General features: G+C 70.5%; 20 protein-coding genes. All 20 read left to right on the top strand.

Annotated elements, in window-relative coordinates:
- Positions 1-47: 47 nt before the first annotated feature.
- The 20 genes from aroC (at position 48) to AB4078_RS03200 (ending at position 23,050) form a co-directional block, all read left to right on the top strand.
- The gene (gene aroC, locus AB4078_RS03295) at positions 48-1,277 is read left to right on the top strand and encodes a chorismate synthase (protein ID WP_441975935.1); all 1,230 of its coding nucleotides are present in this window, start codon (positions 48-50) and stop codon (positions 1,275-1,277) included.
- A complete protein-coding gene (locus tag AB4078_RS03290; protein WP_441975934.1) occupies positions 1,264-1,779 on the top strand; it encodes a shikimate kinase in 516 nt (171 codons plus the stop codon). Before aroC ends, AB4078_RS03290 begins: the two co-directional genes overlap by 14 nt.
- Positions 1,776-2,882 carry a 3-dehydroquinate synthase gene (gene aroB / locus AB4078_RS03285; protein ID WP_441975933.1) on the top strand — a complete coding sequence of 369 codons (1,107 nt, stop codon included), beginning with the start codon at positions 1,776-1,778 and terminating at the stop codon, positions 2,880-2,882. The genes AB4078_RS03290 and aroB overlap by 4 nt, the downstream gene beginning before the upstream one ends.
- A complete protein-coding gene (locus AB4078_RS03280; protein WP_441975932.1) occupies positions 2,879-3,394 on the top strand; it encodes a GNAT family N-acetyltransferase in 516 nt (171 codons plus the stop codon). Before aroB ends, AB4078_RS03280 begins: the two co-directional genes overlap by 4 nt.
- 12 nt (positions 3,395-3,406) lie before the next feature.
- On the top strand, positions 3,407-3,865 hold the full coding sequence (gene aroQ, locus AB4078_RS03275; protein ID WP_441975931.1) for a type II 3-dehydroquinate dehydratase: 459 nt from the start codon (positions 3,407-3,409) through the stop codon (positions 3,863-3,865).
- A 103-nt stretch (positions 3,866-3,968) separates the two neighbouring features.
- The gene (efp, locus tag AB4078_RS03270; protein WP_045273064.1) at positions 3,969-4,532 is read left to right on the top strand and encodes an elongation factor P; all 564 of its coding nucleotides are present in this window, start codon (positions 3,969-3,971) and stop codon (positions 4,530-4,532) included.
- Positions 4,533-4,535: 3 nt separating this feature from the next.
- Positions 4,536-4,946, top strand: coding sequence for a transcription antitermination factor NusB (nusB, locus tag AB4078_RS03265; RefSeq protein WP_440731784.1), 411 nt, complete (start codon positions 4,536-4,538; stop codon positions 4,944-4,946).
- Between the two features lie 102 nt (positions 4,947-5,048).
- The gene (locus AB4078_RS03260) at positions 5,049-7,997 is read left to right on the top strand and encodes a DEAD/DEAH box helicase (protein WP_441975930.1); all 2,949 of its coding nucleotides are present in this window, start codon (positions 5,049-5,051) and stop codon (positions 7,995-7,997) included.
- Between the two features lie 104 nt (positions 7,998-8,101).
- Positions 8,102-9,682: a Rieske 2Fe-2S domain-containing protein gene (locus AB4078_RS03255; protein ID WP_441975929.1), complete on the top strand. Its 1,581-nt coding sequence runs from the start codon at positions 8,102-8,104 to the stop codon at positions 9,680-9,682.
- Positions 9,683-9,794: 112 nt separating this feature from the next.
- On the top strand, positions 9,795-10,334 hold the full coding sequence (gene pyrR, locus AB4078_RS03250; protein WP_441975928.1) for a bifunctional pyr operon transcriptional regulator/uracil phosphoribosyltransferase PyrR: 540 nt from the start codon (positions 9,795-9,797) through the stop codon (positions 10,332-10,334).
- Complete coding sequence (locus AB4078_RS03245; RefSeq protein WP_440731780.1) at positions 10,331-11,338, top strand: aspartate carbamoyltransferase catalytic subunit; 1,008 nt, start codon at positions 10,331-10,333, stop codon at positions 11,336-11,338. Before pyrR ends, AB4078_RS03245 begins: the two co-directional genes overlap by 4 nt.
- The gene (locus AB4078_RS03240) at positions 11,335-12,636 is read left to right on the top strand and encodes a dihydroorotase (RefSeq protein WP_441975927.1); all 1,302 of its coding nucleotides are present in this window, start codon (positions 11,335-11,337) and stop codon (positions 12,634-12,636) included. Before AB4078_RS03245 ends, AB4078_RS03240 begins: the two co-directional genes overlap by 4 nt.
- Positions 12,633-13,154 carry a PH-like domain-containing protein gene (locus tag AB4078_RS03235; RefSeq protein WP_440731778.1) on the top strand — a complete coding sequence of 174 codons (522 nt, stop codon included), beginning with the start codon at positions 12,633-12,635 and terminating at the stop codon, positions 13,152-13,154. Before AB4078_RS03240 ends, AB4078_RS03235 begins: the two co-directional genes overlap by 4 nt.
- Positions 13,151-14,302, top strand: coding sequence for a glutamine-hydrolyzing carbamoyl-phosphate synthase small subunit (gene carA / locus AB4078_RS03230; protein ID WP_441975926.1), 1,152 nt, complete (start codon positions 13,151-13,153; stop codon positions 14,300-14,302). Before AB4078_RS03235 ends, carA begins: the two co-directional genes overlap by 4 nt.
- Positions 14,302-17,589 carry a carbamoyl-phosphate synthase large subunit gene (carB, locus tag AB4078_RS03225; protein ID WP_441975925.1) on the top strand — a complete coding sequence of 1,096 codons (3,288 nt, stop codon included), beginning with the start codon at positions 14,302-14,304 and terminating at the stop codon, positions 17,587-17,589. Before carA ends, carB begins: the two co-directional genes overlap by 1 nt.
- Positions 17,590-17,591: 2 nt before the next feature.
- Positions 17,592-18,446, top strand: coding sequence for an orotidine-5'-phosphate decarboxylase (gene pyrF, locus AB4078_RS03220; RefSeq protein ID WP_441975965.1), 855 nt, complete (start codon positions 17,592-17,594; stop codon positions 18,444-18,446).
- Positions 18,439-19,353, top strand: a complete 915-nt coding sequence (gene gmk / locus AB4078_RS03215) for a guanylate kinase (RefSeq protein ID WP_440731775.1) — start codon at positions 18,439-18,441, stop codon at positions 19,351-19,353. The genes pyrF and gmk overlap by 8 nt, the downstream gene beginning before the upstream one ends.
- Positions 19,354-19,457: 104 nt before the next feature.
- A complete protein-coding gene (rpoZ, locus tag AB4078_RS03210; protein WP_045273081.1) occupies positions 19,458-19,712 on the top strand; it encodes a DNA-directed RNA polymerase subunit omega in 255 nt (84 codons plus the stop codon).
- Positions 19,713-19,862: 150 nt separating this feature from the next.
- Positions 19,863-21,056 carry a methionine adenosyltransferase gene (gene metK / locus AB4078_RS03205; RefSeq protein ID WP_441975924.1) on the top strand — a complete coding sequence of 398 codons (1,194 nt, stop codon included), beginning with the start codon at positions 19,863-19,865 and terminating at the stop codon, positions 21,054-21,056.
- Positions 21,057-21,085: 29 nt separating this feature from the next.
- Complete coding sequence (locus AB4078_RS03200) at positions 21,086-23,050, top strand: primosomal protein N' (RefSeq protein WP_441975923.1); 1,965 nt, start codon at positions 21,086-21,088, stop codon at positions 23,048-23,050.
- Positions 23,051-23,077 lie beyond the last annotated feature (27 nt).

Here is a 23,077-nt window from a genome sequence, read left to right as displayed (position 1 = left end):
GAAGTCATCCGGCCGGTCGCGCTCTGAACGCATGGGAGACTAGGGGAATGCTCCGCGTGCTCACGGCCGGCGAATCGCACGGCCCCGAACTCATTGCCGTCATGGAGGGCCTGCCTGCGGGCGTCCCGCTGTCTCGTGAGGCGATCCAGTCCGACCTGCAGCGCCGCAAGCTCGGCTACGGGCGCGGCTCGCGGATGAAGTTCGAGCAGGACGAGCTCTCGATCTCCGGCGGCGTGCGCCACGGCTTCTCACTCGGCAGCCCGATCGCGATGCGGATCGGCAACACCGAGTGGCCCAAGTGGGTCGAGGTCATGAGCGCCGATCCCGTCGAGCTCACCGAGAAGTCCCGGGGCCGCAGCGCGGCCCTGACCCGCCCTCGTCCCGGCCACGCCGACCTCGTCGGCATGCAGAAGTACGGCTTCGACGAGGCCCGCCCGATCCTGGAGCGCGCGAGCGCTCGCGAGACCGCAGCCCGGGTCGCGCTCGGCGCCGTGGCGCGCGCGTTCCTCGGCGAGCTCGGGATCCGCCTGGTCAGCCACACCCTGTCCATCGGGCCCGTCCAGGTGCCGGACGGATCCGACCTCCCCACTCCCGATGACGTCGACACGCTGGACGCGGATCCGCTGCGCTGCTTCGACCCCGCGACCTCCGCGCGCATGGTCGAGGAGGTCGACGCGGCCCGCAAGGACGGCGACACCCTCGGTGGCATCGTCGAGGTGCTCGCCTACGGTCTGCCGCCGGGGCTGGGCTCTCACGTGCACTGGGACCGTCGTCTGGATGCGCGCCTCGCGTACGCGCTGATGGGAATCCAGGCGATCAAGGGCGTCGAGGTCGGCGACGGCTTCGATACCACGCGCCGGCGCGGTTCCGCGGCGCACGACGAGCTGTTCGCCACCGGGGCCGGCATCAGCCGCGGCTCCGACCGCGCCGGAGGAACCGAGGGCGGCATGTCCACCGGTACTGTGCTGCGCGTGCGCGCCGGCATGAAGCCGATCGCCACCATCCCGCACGCGTTGCGCACGGTCGATGTGGCGTCGGGCGAGCAGGCCACCGCGCATCACCAGCGTTCCGACGTGTGCGCCGTGCCCGCCGCGGGCGTCGTGGGCGAGGCGATGGTCGCGATCGAGCTCGCGAACTCCGTGCTGGAGAAGTTCGGCGGCGACAACGTCGCCGAGACCCGGCGCAACCTCGAGGCGTACCTCGCCGCGATCCCGGAGGAGCTGCGCACCACGCCGGCCTCCGAGGCGGCGCTGATCCTGCACGATGAACTCGGCTGAGCCGGCGATCGTCCTGATCGGGCCGATGGGGTCCGGCAAGACCAGCATCGGCCGCAGGGTCGCGAAGGCCACAGGGCTCCACTTCGTCGACACGGACAAGGCCATCGCGCGCGAGCACGGACCGATCCCCGCGATCTTCGCGGAGCACGGTGAGACGCAGTTCCGCGCCTGGGAACGAGAGGCCGTCGCCGAAGCCATCGCGGGCGGGGGAGTGATCTCCCTGGGCGGCGGCGCGGTGATCGCCCCCGAGACCCGAGCGCTGCTGCAGAGCGTTCCGGTCGTGCTGCTGACGGTGTCGCCGGAGGCCGTGGCGGCGCGGATCGCCGGCGATGCCCGTCCGCTCCTGCAGGGCGAGGAGGATCCGGTGCAGCGCTGGACGAGGATCTTCGCCGAGCGGCGCGCACTGTACGAGGAGGTCGCCGACGTGCACTTCGACACCTCACGGGTGCCGATGTCTCGGGTGGCGGAGCAGGTCGTGGAATGGATGAGAGGACGAGCATGAGCGCGGAGCAGAACGACGGCGTCACGACGATCGGCGTGACGGGGAGCACCCCCTACGACATCACCGTGGGACGGGGGATCCTCGATCGCGTCTCTGCGGCGCTGGCGCCGAGCGTGCGCAAGGTGCTCGTCGTGCATCCGCCGACGCTCGCCGACCGCGCCGCACAGCTGCGCGACCGGATCGTCGCCGACACGGCGAACGGCCCGCGCGAGGTGCTGCTGGCCGAGATCCCCGATGCCGAGCAGGGCAAGCGCATCGAGGTCGCGCAGTTCCTGTGGCAGATCATGGGCCAGGCCGACTTCACCCGCACCGATGCAGTCGTCGGCTACGGGGGCGGGGCGGTCACCGACCTTGCCGGCTTCGTCGCGGCGACCTGGCTGCGCGGCGTGCAGATCGTGCAGGTGCCGACGACCGTGCTCGGGCTCGTCGACGCCGCCGTGGGCGGCAAGACCGGCATCAACACGAACGAGGGCAAGAACCTCGTCGGCGCCTTCTGGGCCCCGCGTGCGGTGATCGGCGACCTGGACGAACTGTCCAGCCTGACTCCGAACGAGGCGACCGCCGGTTTCGCCGAGGTCGTCAAGGCCGGGTTCATCTGGTCGCCTGAGATCCTCGACATCATCGAGGCGGATCCGGCTCGCGCCGTCGATCCGCTCACCCCGGAGTTCCGGCGGGCCGTCGAGCTCGCGATCGGCATGAAGGCGAGCGTCGTCTCCGACGACTTCCGTGAGGCCGGGCAGCGCGAGATCCTCAACTACGGCCACACGCTCGGGCACGCGATCGAGCACGCCGAGCGCTACCGCTGGCGGCACGGCGCCGCGATCTCCGTCGGCATGCTGTTCGCGGCCGAGCTGTCCCGGCTCGCCGGACGGCTCTCGGACGACGACGCCAACCGGCACCGCGCGATCCTCGAATCGCTGGGGCTGCCGACGTCGTACCGCGCCGGCGCGTGGCCGACCCTGCTGTCCACCATGCAGCGCGACAAGAAGAGCCGCGGGGGGATGCTGCGCTTCATCGTGCTGGACGGCATCGCAAAGCCCACTGTGCTGCAGGCACCCGACGAGTCCCTGCTCTTCGCCGCGTACCAGGAGGTCGGCGAGTGACTTTCTCGATCCGGCGCATCGAGACCGACGAATGGCGCGAAGTGCGGGATCTTCGTCTGCGAGCCCTGCAGGATCCCGTCGCCGCGCTCGCATTCCTCGACACGTTCGAGAACGCGTCTGAGCAGCCCGACGAGTTCTGGCAGCACCGCGCGAAGCAGGCTGCCGAGGGCGGCCCCAACGGCCAGTTCGTCACGATCGCGGACGACGGCGAGTGGTTCGGATCGGCCACGGTGATCGGAGATCGGGACGCGGCTCCCTCCGCGCTCGTGGTGGGCGTGTACGTGGCGGACGGGCATCGCGGCTCCGGGGCGATCGAGGCGCTGTTCGACGAATGTGCGGCGTGGGCGGCTGAGGGCGGCCTGACCGAGCTCACGCTCGAGGTGCACGTGGACAATCACCGCGCGCAGGCCGCGTACGAGCGCTGCGGCTTCACGCGCACGGGCCAGATCACCGAGCTCGAGAACGGACGCGAGTACGTGATGACCCGCCCGGTCGTGCCCGTCGCGCGCTGATACCGTGAGCACGTGACCACGCCGCGCCGTCTTCTGCTCGTCAACGGGCCCAATCTCAATCTGCTGGGTCTGCGCGAGCCGGGGATCTACGGATCCGCGACGCTCGCCGACGTCGAGCGTCTCACCGCCGAGGCCGCGGCGGCCTACGGGTACGAGATCCGTGCCGTGCAGAGCAACCACGAGGGCGTGCTCCTGGACGCGATCCACGACGCTCGAGAGGATTGCGCCGGCATCGTCATCAACGCCGGGGCCTACACGCACACCTCGGTCGCGCTGCGGGATGCGCTCACGGGGGTCGCGCTGCCGTTCGCCGAAGTGCACATCTCCGATGTCTACGCCCGCGAGGAGTTCCGGCATCACTCGTACCTCACGGACGTCGCCGCCGTGCACGTCGTGGGCGAGGGCGTGCAGGGCTACGCGACCGCGACCCGCCGTCTGATCCTCGTGATCGCCGGGCAAGCCGACGGCTGATCCCCTCGCGAGAGCCGCTCCCACCGGCCGTCCGGCGGGCATCGCGTAAGATGGAACGTCGGTCGATCGACCGCGCAGACTTCAGAACGGACTTCTCAGACCCATGGCATCCACCGCAGACATCAAGAACGGCGTCGTCCTGTCGATCGACGGACAGCTCTGGAACGTCATCGAGTTCCAGCACGTCAAGCCCGGCAAGGGCGGCGCGTTCGTCCGCACGAAGCTGAAGAACGTCGTCAGCGGCAAGGTCGTGGATCGCACCTACAACGCGGGCGCCAAGATCGACATCGAGAACGTCGACCGCCGTGACTTCACCTACCTGTACACGGACGGCGACAACTACGTCTTCATGGACCAGGAGGACTACGACCAGATCAACGTGGCCGCCGCCACGGTCGGTGACGCGAAGAACTTCATGCTGGAGAACCAGCAGGTTCAGATCGCACTGAACAACGGCAACCCCCTCTACATCGAGCTGCCGGCCTCGGTCGTGCTCGAGGTCACCTACACCGAGCCCGGCCTGCAGGGCGACCGCTCCTCGGCCGGCACCAAGCCCGCCACGCTCGAGACCGGGTACGAGATCCAGGTTCCGCTGTTCCTGGAGACCGGCACCAAGGTCAAGGTCGACACGCGCACCGGCGGCTACCTCGGCCGCATCAACGACTGACGCGTGGGCGCCCGGACCAAGGCGCGCAAGCGCGCCCTCGACATCCTGTTCTCCGCCGACGTACGCGGTGACGACCTCGCCGTGACCCTCGCCGCGGAGGCCAAGCGCGCCGCCGCCGAGCCCGCGCGCGAAGGATCGTGGCTCTATGCGCGCGAGATCGTCGACGGGATCATCGACCACCGCGACGAGATCGACGAGCAGATCACCACGCACAGCCGGGACTGGAAGCTCGAGCGGATGCCGGCCGTGGACCGTGCGCTGCTGCGCATCGGCGTGTGGGAGATCCTGCGCAACGACGAGGTCCCCACGGCCGTCGCGATCGATGAGGCCGTGGAACTCGCCAAGGAGTTCTCCACCGACGAGTCCGGCGCATTCGTGCACGGCGTGCTGGCGCGGGTCGCCCGCACGGCCTGACGTCACGCATTCCTTCGAGGCGCCTCTCCCGCGAATCCGGGTGGGGCGCTTCGCCGTCTCCGCGGTCTCGGATGTCGGCGGCGCGGGGGAGGATGGATGATCATGACCTCCGCTGACGCCGACGACTGGCGCGTACTGCTGCCGTCCGCGCGGGCGAGCGGGGTGCCACTGGCGCTCGGCGTCGAACTGCGTCGACGTGATCGTGCAGACGCACGGCACTGGGCCGCACGACCGCTGCGCACCGCCACCGCACGGGATCTGGTCATGGATCCGGGCGAGCTGTTCGTCGCCGTCCGTCCGCTGCGGCGCAACGACGCCGGATCCGCCTGGGTGCAGGCGGACGCCGACTGGGACGCGGTTCGCCGCCCTGGCGCGCGATACGACGCGGCGCACTCCCGCTGGTTCGCCGATCTGCTGAGCATCTCGCGCGACTCGCTGCTGTCCGGCACGGCGGGGGACTGGCTGCTGCTGGATCCCGTGGCGTCGCCGCTGCTGTGGCCGCACCTGCAGTCGGCCGCAGACGCGGGGATCCGAATGGTCGCCACAGAGCGCAGCACCCGTCTGCAGTGGTCCGACGAGCTGCGGATCGTGGTGGACATCGCGGCGGACGGCCACGGCGGGCTCCTGCTCTCCGGCGCGGTCGACGCCACGGGTGAGGCATTCCCCGCCGCGACCACACAGGCGCTGGGATCCGGCGGTGTGTACGCGCATCGCGTCGTCGGCAAGAGGATCGATCTCGTGCTCGGGCAGGTGGCGCTGACCGACGGTGTGCGGGCGCTCCTCGCAGCCCCGGCCGGACTGAGCGTCGCCCCGGTCGACAAGAAAGCGTTCTTCCGGGATGGGTATCCGACGCTCCTGCGCGGCGCTGCCGTGCGCGCGGGACACGGGGTCACGCTGCCGGCGCCGCCGAAACCGGTCCCGCTGCTCGTGGTCGACTTCCGCCCCGACGACGTCGTGGCGTACCGGCTGCACTGGGACTACCCGGGGTACGCGCGCTTCCCCCTCGATGAGCGGGCCGCCGAGACCGGGGTGCGCGACGGCGCCGTGGAAGCGCGGCTGCGTCCGTCCGTGCTCGCGATGTGGACCGAGGTCACGGGCCTGCCGTTCACGCTGGCGGGCGCGCTGCGCGACGCCGATGCGGCCGAGTTCGTCTCGCACCTCGTGCCGGCTCTGGAAGAACGCGGCTTCGTCGTCGAGCGCACCGGCACGCCGCGCACGTACGCGGAGCTCACCGGCGATCCGTCGATCACCGTCAGCACGGTGGAGAGCACCGATCCGGACTGGTTCGAGCTCGGCATCCTGGTGCGGATCGACGGGCGCTCGATCCCGTTCGAGCCGTTGTTCCGCGCGCTCGCCCTGCGGCAGGTCAAGCTCAAGCTCGTCGACAACACCTGGTTCTCGCTGCGGCATCCCGCCTTCGACCGGCTCAAGGAGCTGCTGGACGAGGCCGCGGAGCTCGCGGAGTGGGAGACGGGTCCGCGAATCGCGCGCACCCACGTGACGCTCTGGGAGGACTTCGAGGATCTCGCCGACGAGACCGTGCCCGCACAGGCCTGGCGCGCCGCCGTCGAAGGCCTCAGAGCCGATCCGGGCCAGGATCCGGTTCCCCTGCCCGCCGCCATCACCGCGGAGCTGCGCCCGTACCAGCGTGAGGGGTTCACGCGGCTCGCGCGCCTGTGGCAGCACCGCCTCGGCGGCATCCTCGCCGACGACATGGGCCTCGGCAAGACGCTGCAGCTGCTCGCGCTCATCGCGCACGCCCGCGAGGATGCCGCCGAAGGAGACGCCCCGTGGCTCGTCGTCGCGCCCACGTCGGTGCTTGCGGTCTGGCAGCGCGAGGCGGAGCGGTTCGCGCCCGGGATGCGGGTCGCGATCGTGGATCGCACCCGGGGCGCGCACGGGGTCGAGCTGGCCGCGCACATCGACGGCGCGGACCTCGTGGTCACCTCGTACACGCTGCTGCGCCTGGACGCGGAGGAGTTCGCCCGCCGGCCGTGGTCGGGCGTCGTGCTCGACGAGGCGCAGAACGTGAAGAACCCGGCCACCCGGCAGCATCAGGCAGTCGCCGCGCTCGACGCCGGGGCGGTGTACGCCGCCACAGGCACACCGCTGGAGAACGGCCTGGGGGAGCTGTGGGCGCTGCTCAGCCTCACGTCGCCAGGCTTGTTCGCGTCGGCGCGGAAGTTCCGGGAGGACTTCATCCAGCCGATCGAGCAGGGCAAGGTGCCCGAGAACGCCGAGGGCGCCCCGTACCGTCGATCCCGCATCGACCTGCTGCGACGGCGGATCCGTCCGTTCCTCATCCGCCGCACGAAGGAGCTGGTCGCCCGGGACCTCCCCGAGCGGCAGGAGCAGGTGCTGCGCGTCGAGCTCGCCCCCGCGCACCGCCATCGCTACGACACGGTGCTGCAGCGCGAACGGCAGAAGATCCTCGGGCTGCTGGAGGACCTCGACCGGCAGCGCTTCATCGTTTTCCGCTCGCTCACGATGCTGCGCATGCTGAGCCTGGCGCCCGGCCTGATCGAGCCCGACGACGCCGGCATCGCGTCCCGCAAGCTCGAGGAGCTCGTCGAGCGACTGCTCGAACTGCGTGCCGAAGGACACCGGGCACTCGTGTTCAGCCAGTTCACGTCGTTCCTCGGGCTCGCCGCCGAACGCCTGCGCCGTGCCGGCCTGCGGATCTCTTACCTCGACGGATCGACCAGGGACCGGGACCGCGTGGTCCAGGAGTTCCGCGAGGGGGATCAGGACGCCTTCCTGCTCAGCCTCAAGGCGGGCGGCACGGGCCTCACGCTCACCGAGGCCGACTACGTGTTCCTGCTCGATCCCTGGTGGAACCCGGCGGCCGAGGCTCAGGCCGCCGACCGCGCCCACCGGATCGGTCAGCAGAACCGCGTCTTCGTGTACCGGATGATCGCCGAAGGCACGATCGAGGAGAAGGTGCTCGCGCTGCAGCAGCGCAAGGCGCGCCTGTTCTCGGCGGTGCTGGACGACGAGGATCTGTTCGCGCAGACCCTGACCGCGGATGACATCCGGGAACTGCTCGGCTGAGGCCCGACGCCGCCAGCGCTCGGATCCGGGTTATGCACGGGCCGTCTCCAGGGCCGCCGTGAATCGCCCCGGTAGGATCGACAGGTCCACACAGGAGGAGAAACATGCGGATCACGGGACTCGGGCATGCCGGGATGTTCATCGAGACGGTCGGCGGGAACATCATCTGCGACCCCGTCCTCGGCCCGTCCTTCTACGGTTCCTGGTTCCCGTTCCCCGACAACCGCGGCCTCGACTGGGAGCGCTTCGGACGCGAGGCCGACTTCCTGTACGTATCGCACCGGCATCGCGACCACTTCGACCCGCGCCTGCTCGAGCGCTACATCCGCAAGGACATCGAGGTGCTCCTGCCGGAGTACCCGACCGACGACCTGGAGAAGGATCTCCGCGCTCTCGGGTATGACAACATCACCTACGCGCCTGCCGGCGAGGTCATCGAGCGCGGCGCGCTCAAGATCATGATCACGCCGCTGCGGGCCCCGAGCGACGGCCCGATCGGAGACTCGTCGCTCAGCGTGGACGACGGCTCGGGATCCGTCCTGAATCAGAACGACTCGCACCCGCTCGACCTCGAGAAGCTGCTGAAGTTCGGCACGCCCGACGCGTACTTCACACAGGTCTCCGGCGCGATCTGGTGGCCGATGGTCTACGACCTGCCCCTCGACGCCAAGCAGAACTTCGCCCGCCTCAAGCGGGAGGCGCAGAACAAGCGCGCGATGTACTACATCGAGAAGGTCGACGCGCCGCACGTGTTCCCGATGGCAGGCCCGCCGATGTTCCTGCGCGACGAGCTCTTCGACTTCAACGGGATCGGCCGCAACGGCGAGTCGATCTTCACGGACCAGAAGCAGTTCCTCGCGCACATGAACGAGCTCGCCCCGCAGTACGACGGGCACCTGTTCGTGCCCGGCACGGTGGTGACGCTGGAGGACCGCGAGGTGGCGTCGGTCGAGCAGACCCTGTACACCGAGGATGAGCTGCGCCACATCTTCGACGAGAAGTGGGACTACCTCGAGGAGCAGCGCGCAAGCCGGCAGCAGGAGATCCGCGACGAGGAGGCACGTCGCTCGCCGATCCTTGCGCCCGACGAGATGCTCGCCGCGATCAAGGAGTGGTGGGAGCCGCTGCTGAAGAAGTCCCGCACGATCCGCCTCGGCGTCGGCGGCAACGTCCGGTTCCGCATCGGCGAGCTGGACATGGTCGTGGACTTCCCGAAGGCGAAGGTGCGCGAGTACGCGGGGGAGGAGTGCATCTACTGGTACACGATCCCCGCGGACCTGGTCTCGACGAACATCGCCGACCACGAGATCGACTGGTCCAACTCGATCTTCCTGTCGATGCAGTTCTCCGTGGGCCGCAGCGGCAAGTTCAACGAGTTCCTCACCACCTTCCTCAAGTGCCTGTCGGTCGACCGGATCGAGTACGTCGAGAACTGGTATCAGGAGCAGACGGATCAGACCGAGGACGCCGAGATCGGCGACTGGGTCGTCCAGCGCCGGTGCCCACATCTGCGCGCCGACCTCACCCGCACCGGATCCATCGATGAGGACGGCGTGCTGACCTGCAGCATGCACGACTGGAAGTGGGATCTGAAAACGGGCCGATGCCTCTCCACCGCAGGTCATCCGATCCGCGCCAAGCAGATCGATCCGTTGACCGACGCCGTGCTCAGCGAAGCATCCTGAGTTCCGCGGAGCCTCGTCGTGTCCATGGCGGGGAGCTGCCTCGGCTAGACTGAGGTCATCCTCAGAAGCAACCTTTAACACCGTCCCGTGAGGCGGAGAAGGGAGCCGGCAGATGAGCGCACGTATCGTGCTGCAGGAAGCCGACATCAGGCGCGCTTTGACGCGCATCGCCCACGAGATCCTCGAATCCAACCGGGGAGCGGAGGATCTGGTCCTCCTGGGCATCCCCACCCGCGGTGTCCCTCTCGCCGAGCGCCTCGCGCTGCTGATCACCGAGATCGCACAGACCGCCGTCCCCGTCGGCTCGCTGGACGTGACGCTGTTCCGCGACGATCTGGCGAAGCACCCGACCCGATCCCCGCACCGCACCGACATCCCCGCGGGCGGGATCGACGGCAAGATCGTCGTCCTCGTCGACGACGTGCTCTTCTCCGGACGCAGTATCCGCGCCGCCCTCGACGCGCTGCAGTCCATCGGCCGCCCCGCGGTGGTGCGCCTCGCGATCCTCGTCGACCGCGGGCATCGCGAGCTGCCGATCCGCCCCGACTTCGTCGGCAAGAACATCCCCTCGTCCCGCAGCGAGCGTGTCAACGTGCGCCTGCGCGAGGACGACGGCGAGGAGTACGTCTCGATCGAGGGAGGGGACGAATGAGGCACCTGCTCGACACCCGCACCCTTGCACGCGAAGACGCGATGCGGATCCTGGACATCGCCGAGGACATGGCCGACACCCAGTCCCGCGAGGTGAAGAAGCTCCCGACGCTGCGCGGCAAGACCGTGGTGAATCTTTTCTTCGAGGACTCCACCCGCACGCGCATCTCGTTCGAGGCCGCCGCCAAGCGCCTCTCCGCCGACGTGATCAACTTCGCCGCCAAGGGGTCCAGCGTCTCCAAGGGCGAGAGCCTCAAGGACACCGCGCAGACGCTGGAGGCGATCGGCGCCGACGCCGTGGTCGTGCGCCACCCCGCGTCCGGCGCGCCCCGCACTCTCGCTACGAGCGGCTGGATCTCGGCCGGCGTCGTGAACGCCGGCGACGGCACCCATGAGCACCCGACGCAGGCACTGCTCGACGCGTACACGATGCGCAAGCGCCGGTTCGGCGCGGACAGCCGCGGCCGCGATCTCAGCGGAGTACGGGTCGTGATCGTCGGCGACGTGCTGCACTCCCGCGTCGCCCGCTCCAACGTGTGGCTGCTCGCGACGCTCGGCGCGGAGGTCACCCTGGTCACCCCGCCGACGCTGATCCCGCAGGACGTCACCGCATGGCCGGCGCGGGTGCTGTACGACCTCGACACGGCGCTGGCCGAGGAGCCGGACGCCGTGATGATGCTGCGCATCCAGCTCGAGCGCATGCACGCGGCCTTCTTCCCGAGCGAGCGCGAGTACGCCCGCCGCTGGGGGCTCGACGCAGCCCGGCTGCGGCGGCTGCCCGAGGATACGATCGTGATGCACCCCGGCCCGATGAACCGCGGACTGGAGATCTCGTCCGACGCCGCCGATTCCGCCCGCTCCACCGTGCTGGAGCAGGTCGCGAACGGGGTCTCGGTGCGGATGGCGGCGCTGTACATGCTGCTGGCCGGGGAGCGCTCTGAGCCCGTCAGAACAGGGACCGGCTCAGGGACCGAGGAGTTTCAAATGAATCGAGGAGACCGATGACCGAGAGCCTGCTCTTCCGAGGCGCGAAGATCCTCGGCGCCGATTCCGCGGACATCCTCGTCCAGGACGGACGGATCGCCGAAGTCGGCGCCGGCCTCTCCGCCGCAGGCGCCCGCGTCGTCGACGCCGACGGCCTGGTCGCGCTGCCCGGCCTCGTCGACCTGCACACGCACCTGCGTGAGCCCGGCTTCGAGGCGAGCGAGACCGTGCTTTCCGGCACCCGCGCTGCCGCCGCCGGCGGCTTCACCGCCGTGTTCGCGATGCCCAACACCTCACCCGTCGCCGATTCGGCGGGCGTCGTCGAGCAGGAGCTCGCCCTCGGCGAGGTCGCCGGCTACGCCACGGTGCAGCCGATCGGCGCCGTCACCGTCGGGCAGAAGGGGGAGCGGCTCGCCGAGCTCGGCGCCATGGCCTCGTCCCGCGCGAACGTCCGGGTCTTCAGCGACGACGGCTTCTGCGTCTGGGACCCGCTCATCATGCGCCGCGCGCTCGAGTACGTGAAGGCCTTCGACGGGGTGATCGCGCAGCACGCGCAGGACCCGCGGCTCACCGAGGGCGCGCAGCTGAACGAGGGCGCCGTATCGGCGGAACTGGGCCTCGCGGGCTGGCCGGCGGTCGCCGAGGAGTCGATCATCGCGCGCGACATCCTGCTCGCGGAGCACGTCGGATCCCGGCTGCACGTCTGCCACCTGTCCACCGCCGGATCCGTCGAGCTCATCCGCTGGGCGAAGAAGCGCGGCGTGGCGGTGACCGCCGAGGTCACCCCGCACCACCTGCTGCTGACCGACGAGCTGGCGCGCGGCTACGACGCGCGATTCAAGGTCAACCCGCCGCTGCGCACCCAGGAGGACGTGCTCGCCGTGCGTGAGGGCCTCGCCGACGGCACGATCGACATCGTCGCCACCGACCACGCTCCGCACCCGAGCGAGGCGAAGGCCTGCGAATGGCAGGCCGCCGCGAACGGCATGGTCGGCCTGGAGTCCGCGCTGCGGGTCGTGCACCAGGCCATGGTGCAGACCGGACTGCTGGACTGGACCGATGTCGCCCGCGTCATGAGCTCCGCTCCGGCGCGGATCGGATCCCTCGCCGGGCACGGCACGCCGATCGCCGCCGGGCAGCCGGCCGAGTTCACGCTCTACGACGCCGCTGCGCAAGGAGTGTTCGCCGAGGCGGACCTGCACGGCCAGAGCACGAACTCGCCGTACCTCGGTCGCGACCTGCCGGGCAAGGTCCTCTGGACCGTGCATCGCGGGTACGCGACGCTCGCCGACGGCGTGCTCGTGGAGCTCGGCTCGTGAATCAGCAGGTCGCCGGCGCGGTCGTCCTCGGGGTCGCCGTGCTGCTCATCCTCGCCGGAGTCTGGGCGTGGCGCGCCCGGCTGCGGCGCGACTCCGGCCTCGCGGCACCGATCGGGGTTCCCGAGCACGCCGAGGTCCAGGCGCGCTACGAGACGCTCTACGTCGCGACCACCCGGCACGACCACTCGCTCGAGCGCCTCGCGGTGCGCCCACTCGTGTATCGAGCACGGGGCGAGCTCACCATCACCGACCGCGGCGCGGCGCTGAGCCTGGACGGCTCGCCGACGGTGTTCCTCGCCTCGGCGCGGCTGCTCGGCGCCGACCGCGCGACAGTCACGATCGACCGGGTCGTCGAACCGGGCGGGCTGATCCGCCTGGTCTGGCGCACGGACGACGGCACCGTCGTCGACAGCTATCTCCGCATCACCGGCGACCTGGGCAACACCGATGCCGCCGGCGCCGCGCTCACCGACCTTCAGCGCCTCTGCGCTGCCTCCGAGACTGGAGAATCCGCATGACCCTTCCTCACGACTCCGCCGTGCTCGTCCTCGAGGACGGCACCCGCCACGTCGGACGCGCCTACGGCGCGACCGGAACCGCCCTGGGCGAGGTCGTCTTCGCCACCGGCATGTCCGGCTACCAGGAGACGCTCACCGACCCGTCCTACGCCGGACAGATCGTGCTGCAGACCGCGCCGCACATCGGCAACACCGGAATGAACGACGAGGACCCCGAGTCCCGCCGCATCTGGGTCGCCGGCTACATCGTGCGCGACCCCTCGCGGGTCGTGTCGAACTGGCGCGCGAACGCCTCGCTCGATGAAACCCTCGTGCGCGACGGGATCGTCGGCATCAGCGGCATCGACACCCGTGCGATCACGCGGCACATCCGCTCCGCCGGATCCATGCGCGGCGGCATCTTCTCCGGTGCGGACGCCGCGCTGGATGCGGATGAGCAACTGCGCCGCGTGGCGGAGGCGCCCGAGATGGCCGGGCAGAACCTCTCCGCCGCGGTCTCCGTCACCTCCGCACAGGTCACGCCCGCGACGTCGGAGCGGATCGGCAACCTCGCCGTGCTCGACCTCGGCGTCAAGCAGTCCACGCTCGACAACCTCGCCGCCCGCGGGTTCGACGTGCACGTGCTGCCGCAGGCCTCCACGTTCGCCGACATCACCGCGATCGAGCCGGTCGCGGTGTTCTACTCGAACGGTCCCGGCGACCCCTCGGCGTCCGACGCCCAGGTCGCGGTGCTCCGCGAGGTGCTGGACGCGGGTCTGCCGTACTTCGGCATCTGCTTCGGCAACCAGCTGTTCGGCCGTGCCCTGGGGCTCGGCACCTACAAGCTCACGTTCGGCCACCGCGGCATCAACCAGCCGGTGCTCGACAAGGCCACGGGCCGCGTCGAGATCACGGCGCACAACCACGGCTTCGCCGTCGAGGCGCCCATCGAGGGCTCCTTCGACAGCCCCCACGGCTACGGCAAGGTCGAGGTCAGCCACGTCGGCCTCAACGACCAGGTCGTCGAGGGGCTCCGCGCCCTGGACATCCCGGCCTTCTCGGTGCAGTACCACCCCGAGGCCGCGGCCGGTCCCCACGACGCCAACTACCTCTTCGACCGCTTCCGCGACGTCGTCGTCGCCCACCTCTCCACGAAGGACAGCAAGTAATGCCCAAGCGCGACGACATCCACTCCGTCCTCGTCATCGGATCCGGTCCGATCGTCATCGGTCAGGCCTGCGAGTTCGACTACTCCGGCACCCAGGCGTGCCGCGTCCTGCGCGAGGACGGCGTCCGCGTCATCCTGGTCAACTCCAACCCGGCCACGATCATGACCGACCCCGACTTCGCGGACGCGACCTACATCGAGCCGATCACCCCCGAGGTGATCGAGACGATCATCGCCAAGGAGAAACCGGACGCGATCCTGCCGACCCTCGGCGGGCAAACCGCGCTGAACGCGGCCATGGCGCTGCACGAGCGCGGGATCCTGGAGAAGTACGGCGTCGAGCTCATCGGCGCGAAGGTCGAGGCGATCCAGAAGGGCGAGGATCGCCAGATCTTCAAGCAGCTGGTGCTCGATGCGGGCGCCGACGTCGCCGCGTCCGTGATCTGCCACACGATGGACGAACTGCTCGAAGGCGCCGAGAAGCTCGGCTACCCGCTGGTCGTGCGCCCCTCGTTCACCATGGGCGGACTCGGATCCGGCTTCGCGTACGACGAACGCGACCTGCGCCGCATCGGCGGCGCCGGCCTGCACGACTCGCCGACCACCGAGGTGCTCCTGGAGGAGTCGATCCTCGGTTGGAAGGAGTACGAGCTCGAACTCATGCGCGACACGGCCGACAACACGGTCGTCGTCTGCTCGATCGAGAACGTCGACCCAGTCGGCGTGCACACCGGCGACTCGATCACGGTCGCCCCGGCGCTCACGCTCACCGATCGCGAGTACCAGAACCTGCGCGACATCGGCATCGACATCATCCGCGCCGTCGGCGTCGACACCGGCGGCTGCAACATCCAGTTCGCAGTGAACCCGGAGAACGGCCGCGTCATCGTCATCGAGATGAACCCCCGCGTGTCGCGCTCCTCGGCGCTCGCGTCGAAGGCGACCGGATTCCCGATCGCGAAGCTCGCCGCCAAACTCGCGCTCGGCTATCGCCTGGACGAGATCCCGAACGACATCACGGGCGTGACCCCGGCGAGCTTCGAGCCCACGCTCGATTACGTCGTCGTCAAGGCCCCGCGGTTCGCGTTCGAGAAGTTCCCGGCCGCCGACGCGACGCTCACCACGACCATGAAGTCGGTCGGCGAGGCCATGGCGATCGGCCGCAACTACACGACGGCGCTGCAGAAGGCGCTCCGCTCGCTCGAGAAGCGCGGATCCTCGTTCCACTGGGGTCCCGAAAGCCGAAGCGTCGAGGAGCTCCTCGAGATCTCCAAGACGCCGACCGACGGGCGCATCGTCGTGCTGCAGCAGGCGCTGCGCAAGGGCGCCACGATCGAGCAGGCGTTCGAGGCCACGGCGATCGACCCCTGGTTCATCGACCAGATGGTGCTCATCAACGAGGTCGCCGAGCAGATCCGCACCGCGCCCGAGCTCGACGCCGCCACGATCCGCCTCGGCAAGGACCACGGCTTCTCGGACGTGCAGTTCGCCGAGCTCCGCGGGCTCACCGAGGCCGAGGTGCGCGGCGTCCGGCACGGGCTCGGGATCCGGCCCGTCTACAAGACCGTGGACACCTGCGCCGGCGAGTTCCCGGCCCTCACGCCGTACCACTACTCCAGCTACGACAGCGAGACCGAGGTCACCCCGAGCGACCGGACCAAGGTCGTCATCATCGGATCCGGGCCGAACCGCATCGGCCAGGGCGTCGAGTTCGACTACTCCTGCGTGCACGCGTCCTTCGCGCTGTCCGCCGCCGGGTACGAGACGGTCATGGTCAACTGCAACCCGGAGACCGTCTCCACCGACTACGACACCAGCGACCGGCTGTACTTCGAGCCGCTCACCCTGGAGGACGTGCTCGAGGTGCTGCACGCCGAAGCGCAGTCCGGCACCATCCTCGGCGTCGTCTGCCAGCTCGGCGGGCAGACCCCGCTCGGACTCGCGAAGGGGATCGAGGCGGCGGGATACACCGTGCTCGGCACCAGCCCGGAGGCGATCGACCTCGCCGAGGAGCGGGAGCTGTTCTCCCGGCTGCTGGACGCGGCCGGTCTGGTCGCGCCCCGCAACGGCACCGCGATCGACGTCGAGGGCGCGGTCGCGGTGGCCGAGGAGATCGGCTACCCGGTGCTCGTCCGCCCCAGCTTCGTGCTCGGCGGCCGCGGCATGGAGATCGTCTACGACACCCCGGCGCTGCGCGACTACTTCGTGCGCACCGCGGGCGAGGTCATCATCGAGGAGGGCAAGCCCCTGCTCGTGGACCGCTTCCTCGACGACGCGATCGAGATCGACGTGGACGCGCTGTACGACGGCGTGGAGCTCTACATCGGCGGCGTCATGGAGCACCTCGAGGAGGCCGGCATCCACTCCGGCGACTCGAGCTGCACGCTGCCGCCGGTCTCGCTCGGCCGCACCGACATCGACCGCGTGCGCACCGCCACCCTGGCCATCGCCGAGGGCGTCGGCGTGCGGGGCCTGCTCAACGTGCAGTTCGCGATCAGCGCCGGCGTGCTCTACGTCATCGAGGCGAACCCGCGCGCGAGCCGTACCGTGCCGTTCGTCTCGAAGGCGCTCGGGATCCCGCTCGCGAAGGCGGCGAGCCGGATCCTGTCCGGATCCACGATCGCCGAGCTCAAGGACGAGGGGATGCTGCCGCCGGTCGACGGCTCCCGCGTGCCGCTCGGCTCGCCCGTCTCGGTCAAGGAGGCCGTGCTGCCGTTCAAGCGGTTCCGCACCAAGGACGGCCGCATCGTCGACTCGATCCTCGGGCCGGAGATGCGCTCGACCGGCGAGGTGATGGGCATCGACCGCGACTTCCCGACCGCGTTCGCGAAGAGCCAGGCCGCGGCCTACGGCGGCACCCCGACGTCCGGCACCGTGTTCATCTCGGTCGCCGACGCCGACAAGCGCTCGGTGATCCTGCCCGCGCACCGGCTGCACCAGCTCGGCTTCACGATCGTGGCGACCACGGGCACGGCCGAGATCCTGTCCCGCAACGGCATCCCGGTGACCGTCGTCGAGAAGTACAGCGAGACCCAGGCGAGTGGCGAGACGAACATCGTCGACCTGATCGACCAGGGCGCGATCGACATCATCGTGAACACGCCCTCCGGCGGGGCCGCACGCGCCGACGGCTACGAGATCCGCGCGGCCGCGGTCGCCGCGGACAAGGCGCTGTTCACGACGATCGCGACGCTCGGCGCGGCCGTGAGCGGAATGGACGCGGCGGACAAGGGCTTCGAGGTGCGGAGCCTCCAGGAGTACGCCCAGGACCGGCTGGCGCGCGCGTGACAGTGACATCCTTCGGAGCGCGGCTGCGCAAGGCGCTCGACACGCACGGTCCGCTGTGCGTGGGGATCGACCCGCATGAGGCGCTGCTGGACGCCTGGGGCCTGCCTCAGACGGCCGACGGCGTGCGGGCGTTCGGACTCGCGACGGTCGAGGCCGCCGCGGGGCGCGTCGGCATCGTCAAGCCGCAGGTGTCGTTCTTCGAGCGCTTCGGATCCCGGGGGTTCGCCGCGCTCGAAGACGTGATGTCGGCGGCGCGTGCGGCGGGGCTCCTGGTCGTCGCCGACGCGAAGCGCGGCGACATCGGCACCACCATGGCCGGATACGCGCAGGCATGGCTCGAGCCGGGCTCACCGCTCGAGGCCGACGCGCTCACGATCAGCCCCTACCTCGGCGGCGGGTCGCTCGCTGAGGCGATCACGCGCGCGCTTCCCGCGGGCAAGGGCGTCTTCGTGCTCGCCGCGACGAGCAACCCCGAGGGGGCGCCGGTGCAGCAGGCGCTCGTGCCGGCAGCGCTCGCTGTCACGCCGGGGGAGACCACCGCGCTGCGCATCACCCGGGATGTGACGGCGTACGACTCACCGCAGGGCGGGCTCGGATCCGTCGGCCTGGTGGTCGGGGCGACCATCGACCGAGAGGATTTCGGCCTGGACGATGAGACGCTGCGCACGGTGCCGCTGCTGGCCCCGGGATTCGGCGCGCAGGGCGCGACACCCGCGGATCTGCGCTCGAGATTCGGTACGCTGGCAGGTAACGTCCTGGCTTCCGAAAGCCGGAGCATCCTGTCCGCTGGTCCGGACCGGATCGCAGCGACGATCGAAGAGCGCGCCGCGCGCTACCAGGAGGTCATGGGTGGTTGAACCGGCAGGACGCGCAGTCCCCGAGGTCGATCGCGTCGCCGCCGCTCGTCGAGCGGTCGAACGCCGCCGCGCGCGCGCATCGCTGAAACGCGATCTCACCATGCGGGTGACCGCGCCGCAGGACGTGCTGGCCGCGGCCGCGGCCGACCCGCATTCCACAGCGGGAACGCTGCGCGTCCCGGACTTCCTGACGGCTCTGCCCGCGATCGGCGCGGGCAAGCGCGATCGCATCCTCGCCGACCTGCAGATCTCCCCGGTCAAGCGGCTCGGGGGCCTCGGGTCGCGGCAGCAGCAGGCGCTGCGTCACTGGGTCGACACGCGCTTCCCGCAGCCCGTGCCCCGCGCCGGCCGGAGCCGGCTGCTCGTGCTGGCCGGACCCACTGCGGTGGGCAAGGGCACGGTGGCCGCGCACATCCGCGAGAATCACCCCGAGATCCACCTCTCCGTCTCCGCGACCACGCGCGCACCGCGCCCGGGGGAGCAGGACGGCGTGCACTACTTCTTCGTGGACGACGCCGAATTCGATCGCATGATCGCCGCGGGCGAGCTGCTCGAGCACGCCACCGTGCACAACCGGTTCCGCTACGGCACTCCGCGCCGGCCCATCGATGCGGCCCTGGCCGAGGGCAAGACCGTCCTGCTGGAGATCGACCTGCAGGGCGCCCGTCAGGTGCGGGCTGCGGATCCCTCCGCGAACCTCGTGTTCCTGCTGCCGCCGTCCTGGGACGAGCTCGTGCAGCGTCTGGTCGGTCGCGGCACGGAGGACGCCGAGGAGCGTGCCCGGCGTCTGCGCACCGCGAAGGTCGAATTGGCCTCTCAGTCGGAGTTCGATCACCGCGTCGTGAACGAGGACGTCGCCACGGCCGCCCGCGAGGTCGTAGAATTATCTTCGGCGTCTGCGCGCTGACGGATCCATCCGGTTCCTGAGCCTGTCGAAGGGCTCGAAGGGCGCGCACGCCCGAATTCTTCGCGACATGCGTCGCCGAACATCCCACCAACAGGAGGTCCACCATGGCCGGACACAACAACGGCATCATCGACCCGCCCATCGACAACCTGCTCGACCGTGTCGAGTCCAAGTACGAGCTCGTCATCTACGCGTCCAAGCGCGCGCGCCAGATCAACGACTACTACTCCGACCTGCACGAGGGCAACCTGTTCGACAACGTGGGTCCGCTGGTCGACTCCTCCGTCGAGGACAAGCCGCTGACCATCGCGCTGCACGAGATCAACGAGGACAAGCTCCGCATCCGCCACGCGGAGTGAGCTGACCCTCCGCCGGCACGACGCAAGGGAGCCGCCGTCATCCCGTCCGTGGATGTCGGCGGCTCCGTCCATACTGGGCATGGGCGCACCGACCTGTTGCCAGGGGCGCAACCCGTCCCGCCCGACCGCCCTCCACACCAAGGAGCACCGATGAGCGCGCTGCGTCTGTTCACCTCCGAGTCCGTCACCGAGGGGCACCCCGACAAGATCTGCGACCAGATCTCCGACTCGATCCTGGACGGCCTGCTCACGGTGGACACCGGAGCACGCGTCGCGGTGGAGACGCTCGTCACCACGGGCCTCGTGCACGTCGCCGGCGAGATCCGGACCTCGGGCTACGTCGACATCCCCACGATCGTCCGCGACGTCGTCAACGGCATCGGCTACACCTCGAGCGACACCGGATTCGACGGCTCCTCCTGCGGCGTGAGCGTCTCGGTCGGGGAGCAGTCGGCGGACATCGCGAGCGGCGTCGACCAGGCGCACGAGCACCGCGAGGGCGGCTCCTCCGACCCGCGCGATCTCCTGGGCGCGGGCGATCAGGGCATCATGTTCGGCTTCGCCACGACCGAGACCCCGCAGCTCATGCCGATGGCGGCGTGGACCGCGCATCGCCTGGCGGAGCGCCTGACCGAGGTGCGCCGCGACGGCACGCTGCCGTTCCTGCGTCCCGATGGCAAGACCCAGGTGACACTGGGCTACGACGGCTTCACCCCGAAGACGGTCGACGCGGTGGTGCTGTCCACTCAGCACAACCCGGAGATCTCCCAGGAGGAGCTCAAGGCGCTCGTCCGGGAGCACGTGATCGACCCTGTGCTCGCGACGACGGGCCTCGACCTCGATGGCGTCACGCACTACATCAACCCGGCCGGCCCCTTCGTGACCGGCGGTCCGAAGGGCGATGCGGGGCTGACGGGTCGCAAGATCATCATCGACACCTACGGCGGCGCGTCACGGCACGGGGGCGGCGCCTTCAGCGGCAAGGACCCGTCCAAGGTCGACCGTTCGGGTGCCTACGCGATGCGCTGGGTCGCCAAGAACGCGGTCGCGGCGGGGCTCGCCGATCGGCTCGAGGTGCAGGTCGCGTACGCGATCGGCGTGGCGCAGCCCGTGGGGCTGTACGTCGAGACGTTCGGCACCGGCGCCGTGGACGACGAGACGATCACCCGCGCGATCCGCTCGGTGTTCGACCTGCGCCCGCAGGCGATCATCGAGGAGCTGGATCTGCTGCGCCCGATCTACGCCGCCACCGCCGCATACGGGCACTTCGGCCGTGAGCTGCCGACGTTCACCTGGGAGCAGACGACGCGCGCCGACGACCTGCGCCGCGCCGCCGGACTCTGATCGACCCCGTTCACCCGCAAGCTCCGCTCGTGCCCCGGCCGATCGCCCGCGTACTGCTGGACTCGCCGGTCCCGCAGCTGGATCGACTGTTCGACTACGCCATCCCGGCGGAGCTGATCGATGATGCCCTGCCGGGGGTGCGGGTACGGGTTCCGCTGCGTTCCGCGGGGCGCGTCATCGACGGGTACCTGGTCGAGGTGGCCACGGAGGACGACGACGCCCGGACACTGGCGGAGGTCGACGCCGTAGTGTCCCGCGCGCGGGTGCTGCCCGAGCCGCTCTGCACCCTCGCCCGTCGCGTGGCGGACCGCGCCGCAGGCAGCGCATCCGATGTGCTGCGGCTGATCGTGCCCAAGCGACAGGTCCGCGTGGAGAAGGCGTGGCTGGCGGCAGCCGGGGAAGCGGAGGGCGACAGTGCCGCAACCGCGCAGGCGACGGTCCCCGCCGTCTCCGAGACGATCGCGCGGTACGCCGGTCTCGCCGATGTGCTCGCGGACTCCGGCCGGGCGGCCGTGGAGGCGATCCCGCGCCTGGCCTCCGACGATCTGCCGGAGTGGACCCGGTTGCTGGCCGCTGCGGCTGCGCACACGCTGGCGGGCGGCGCCTCGGCGATCCTGGTCGTTCCCGACTACCGCGACCTCGACCTGCTGCTCGCCGCCCTCGACGTGCTCGCGCCCGACGCCCCCATCGCCCGCCTCGACTCCCGGCAGACGGGCCCCGACCGCTACCGCGCGTACCTCCGCACGCTCGAGGACGCCCCCTGCATCGTGGTCGGCAACCGCTCCGCCGTGTACGCCCCGGTGCGAGCGGGCCTGGTGATGCTATGGGACGACGGCGACGGGCTGCTGGCCGAGCCGCTCGCGCCCGGTGCGCATCCCCGAGATGTCGCACTGCTGCGGCAGGAGCAGGAGGGATCCGCCCTCTTGTTCGCCGGCCACACCCGCACGACCGACGTGGAGCGCTTGGTCGAGACCGGGTGGATCCGGGCGATCACGGCCGCCAAGCGGCAGCTGCCGCGCGTGGTCCTGGACTCCACCGAGGATCTGGACCGGCGCGGTCAACGCCTGCCGTCCCGGGCGTTCCTCACGGCACGGGACGCTGCCGCGACCGGACCTGTGCTGCTGCAGGTGGCGCGACCGGGGTTCTCGCCGACGCTCGTGTGCGCGTCGTGTCGCGCGCCGGCTCGCTGCCGAGCCTGCGGAGGGCCGCTCGGTGCCGCGCATCGCGGGGCGACACCGGTGTGCGCCTGGTGCGGACGCGGGGCGCGCCTCTGGGCGTGCAGCTCCTGCGGCGGGGAGAAGGTGCGTCTTGCCGCATCCGGCAGTGAGCGGACCGCGGAGGAGCTGGGGCGCGCGTTCCCGGGGATCCGCGTGATCGTCGCCGACGGCAACCATCCGGTGGTCCGTGTCGACGCGAAGCCTGCCCTCGTCGTCGCGACCCGCGGCGCCGAGCCTCTGGCCGAGGGAGGCTACCGGGCGGTCGTGCTGCTCGACGGCTCCCGGATGCTGCAGGCGCCGGAGCTGCGGATCGGGGAGTCCTGCCTGCGCTGGTGGTCGAACGCGGCCGCCCTCGCCGCGCCCGGAGCGCCGATCCATCTCGTCGGCGTCGACGGTGCCGTGGCTCGTGCTCTTGCGACCTGGTCCCAGGCGTCGTACGCGCGGACGGAGCTCGCCGAGCGCGCGCCGCTGCGCATGCCGCCGTCCGTGCGCGTCGCCCAGGTCGAGGGCACCGGCGCCGCCATCCGTCGCGCCCTCGACGACATCGCCGCGCTGCAGCTGCCGCCGGACGCCGTGCTGGGGCCCGTACCGATCGAAGGCGACGACGACGGCCGGGAGCGCGCGCTCGTGCGGTTCCCCTACGCCGAGGGCGCGCGCGTGGCGGGCGCCCTCCGCGCCGCCGTGATCGCCGAGGCGATGGGCCGTCGCCGAGCCCGTGGCAGGACCCCACGGACTACGCTCTCGGTGAGGCTCGACGTCACCGAACCCGACCTCTAAACCACCCGATCCACCCCGTTCGTCTCG

The organism is Microbacterium sp. 2MCAF23 (assembly GCF_052115565.1).
GTDB lineage: Bacteria > Actinomycetota > Actinomycetes > Actinomycetales > Microbacteriaceae > Microbacterium.
Note: the sequence above shows the minus strand (reverse complement) of the source record. Positions and strands in the feature narration are given on the sequence as shown.

Bases quoted from the DNA above. Each gene is read 5' to 3' on its own strand.
- aroC (WP_441975935.1), top strand. From the start codon at position 48: ATGCTCCGCGTGCTCACGGCCGGCGAATCGCACGGCCCCGAACTCATT.
- AB4078_RS03290 (WP_441975934.1), top strand. From the start codon at position 1,264: ATGAACTCGGCTGAGCCGGCGATCGTCCTGATCGGGCCGATGGGGTCC.
- aroB (WP_441975933.1), top strand. From the start codon at position 1,776: ATGAGCGCGGAGCAGAACGACGGCGTCACGACGATCGGCGTGACGGGG.
- efp (WP_045273064.1), top strand. From the start codon at position 3,969: ATGGCATCCACCGCAGACATCAAGAACGGCGTCGTCCTGTCGATCGAC.
- AB4078_RS03260 (WP_441975930.1), top strand. From the start codon at position 5,049: ATGACCTCCGCTGACGCCGACGACTGGCGCGTACTGCTGCCGTCCGCG.
- AB4078_RS03255 (WP_441975929.1), top strand. From the start codon at position 8,102: ATGCGGATCACGGGACTCGGGCATGCCGGGATGTTCATCGAGACGGTC.
- pyrR (WP_441975928.1), top strand. From the start codon at position 9,795: ATGAGCGCACGTATCGTGCTGCAGGAAGCCGACATCAGGCGCGCTTTG.
- AB4078_RS03245 (WP_440731780.1), top strand. From the start codon at position 10,331: ATGAGGCACCTGCTCGACACCCGCACCCTTGCACGCGAAGACGCGATG.
- AB4078_RS03240 (WP_441975927.1), top strand. From the start codon at position 11,335: ATGACCGAGAGCCTGCTCTTCCGAGGCGCGAAGATCCTCGGCGCCGAT.
- carA (WP_441975926.1), top strand. From the start codon at position 13,151: ATGACCCTTCCTCACGACTCCGCCGTGCTCGTCCTCGAGGACGGCACC.
- carB (WP_441975925.1), top strand. From the start codon at position 14,302: ATGCCCAAGCGCGACGACATCCACTCCGTCCTCGTCATCGGATCCGGT.
- rpoZ (WP_045273081.1), top strand. From the start codon at position 19,458: ATGGCCGGACACAACAACGGCATCATCGACCCGCCCATCGACAACCTG.
- metK (WP_441975924.1), top strand. From the start codon at position 19,863: ATGAGCGCGCTGCGTCTGTTCACCTCCGAGTCCGTCACCGAGGGGCAC.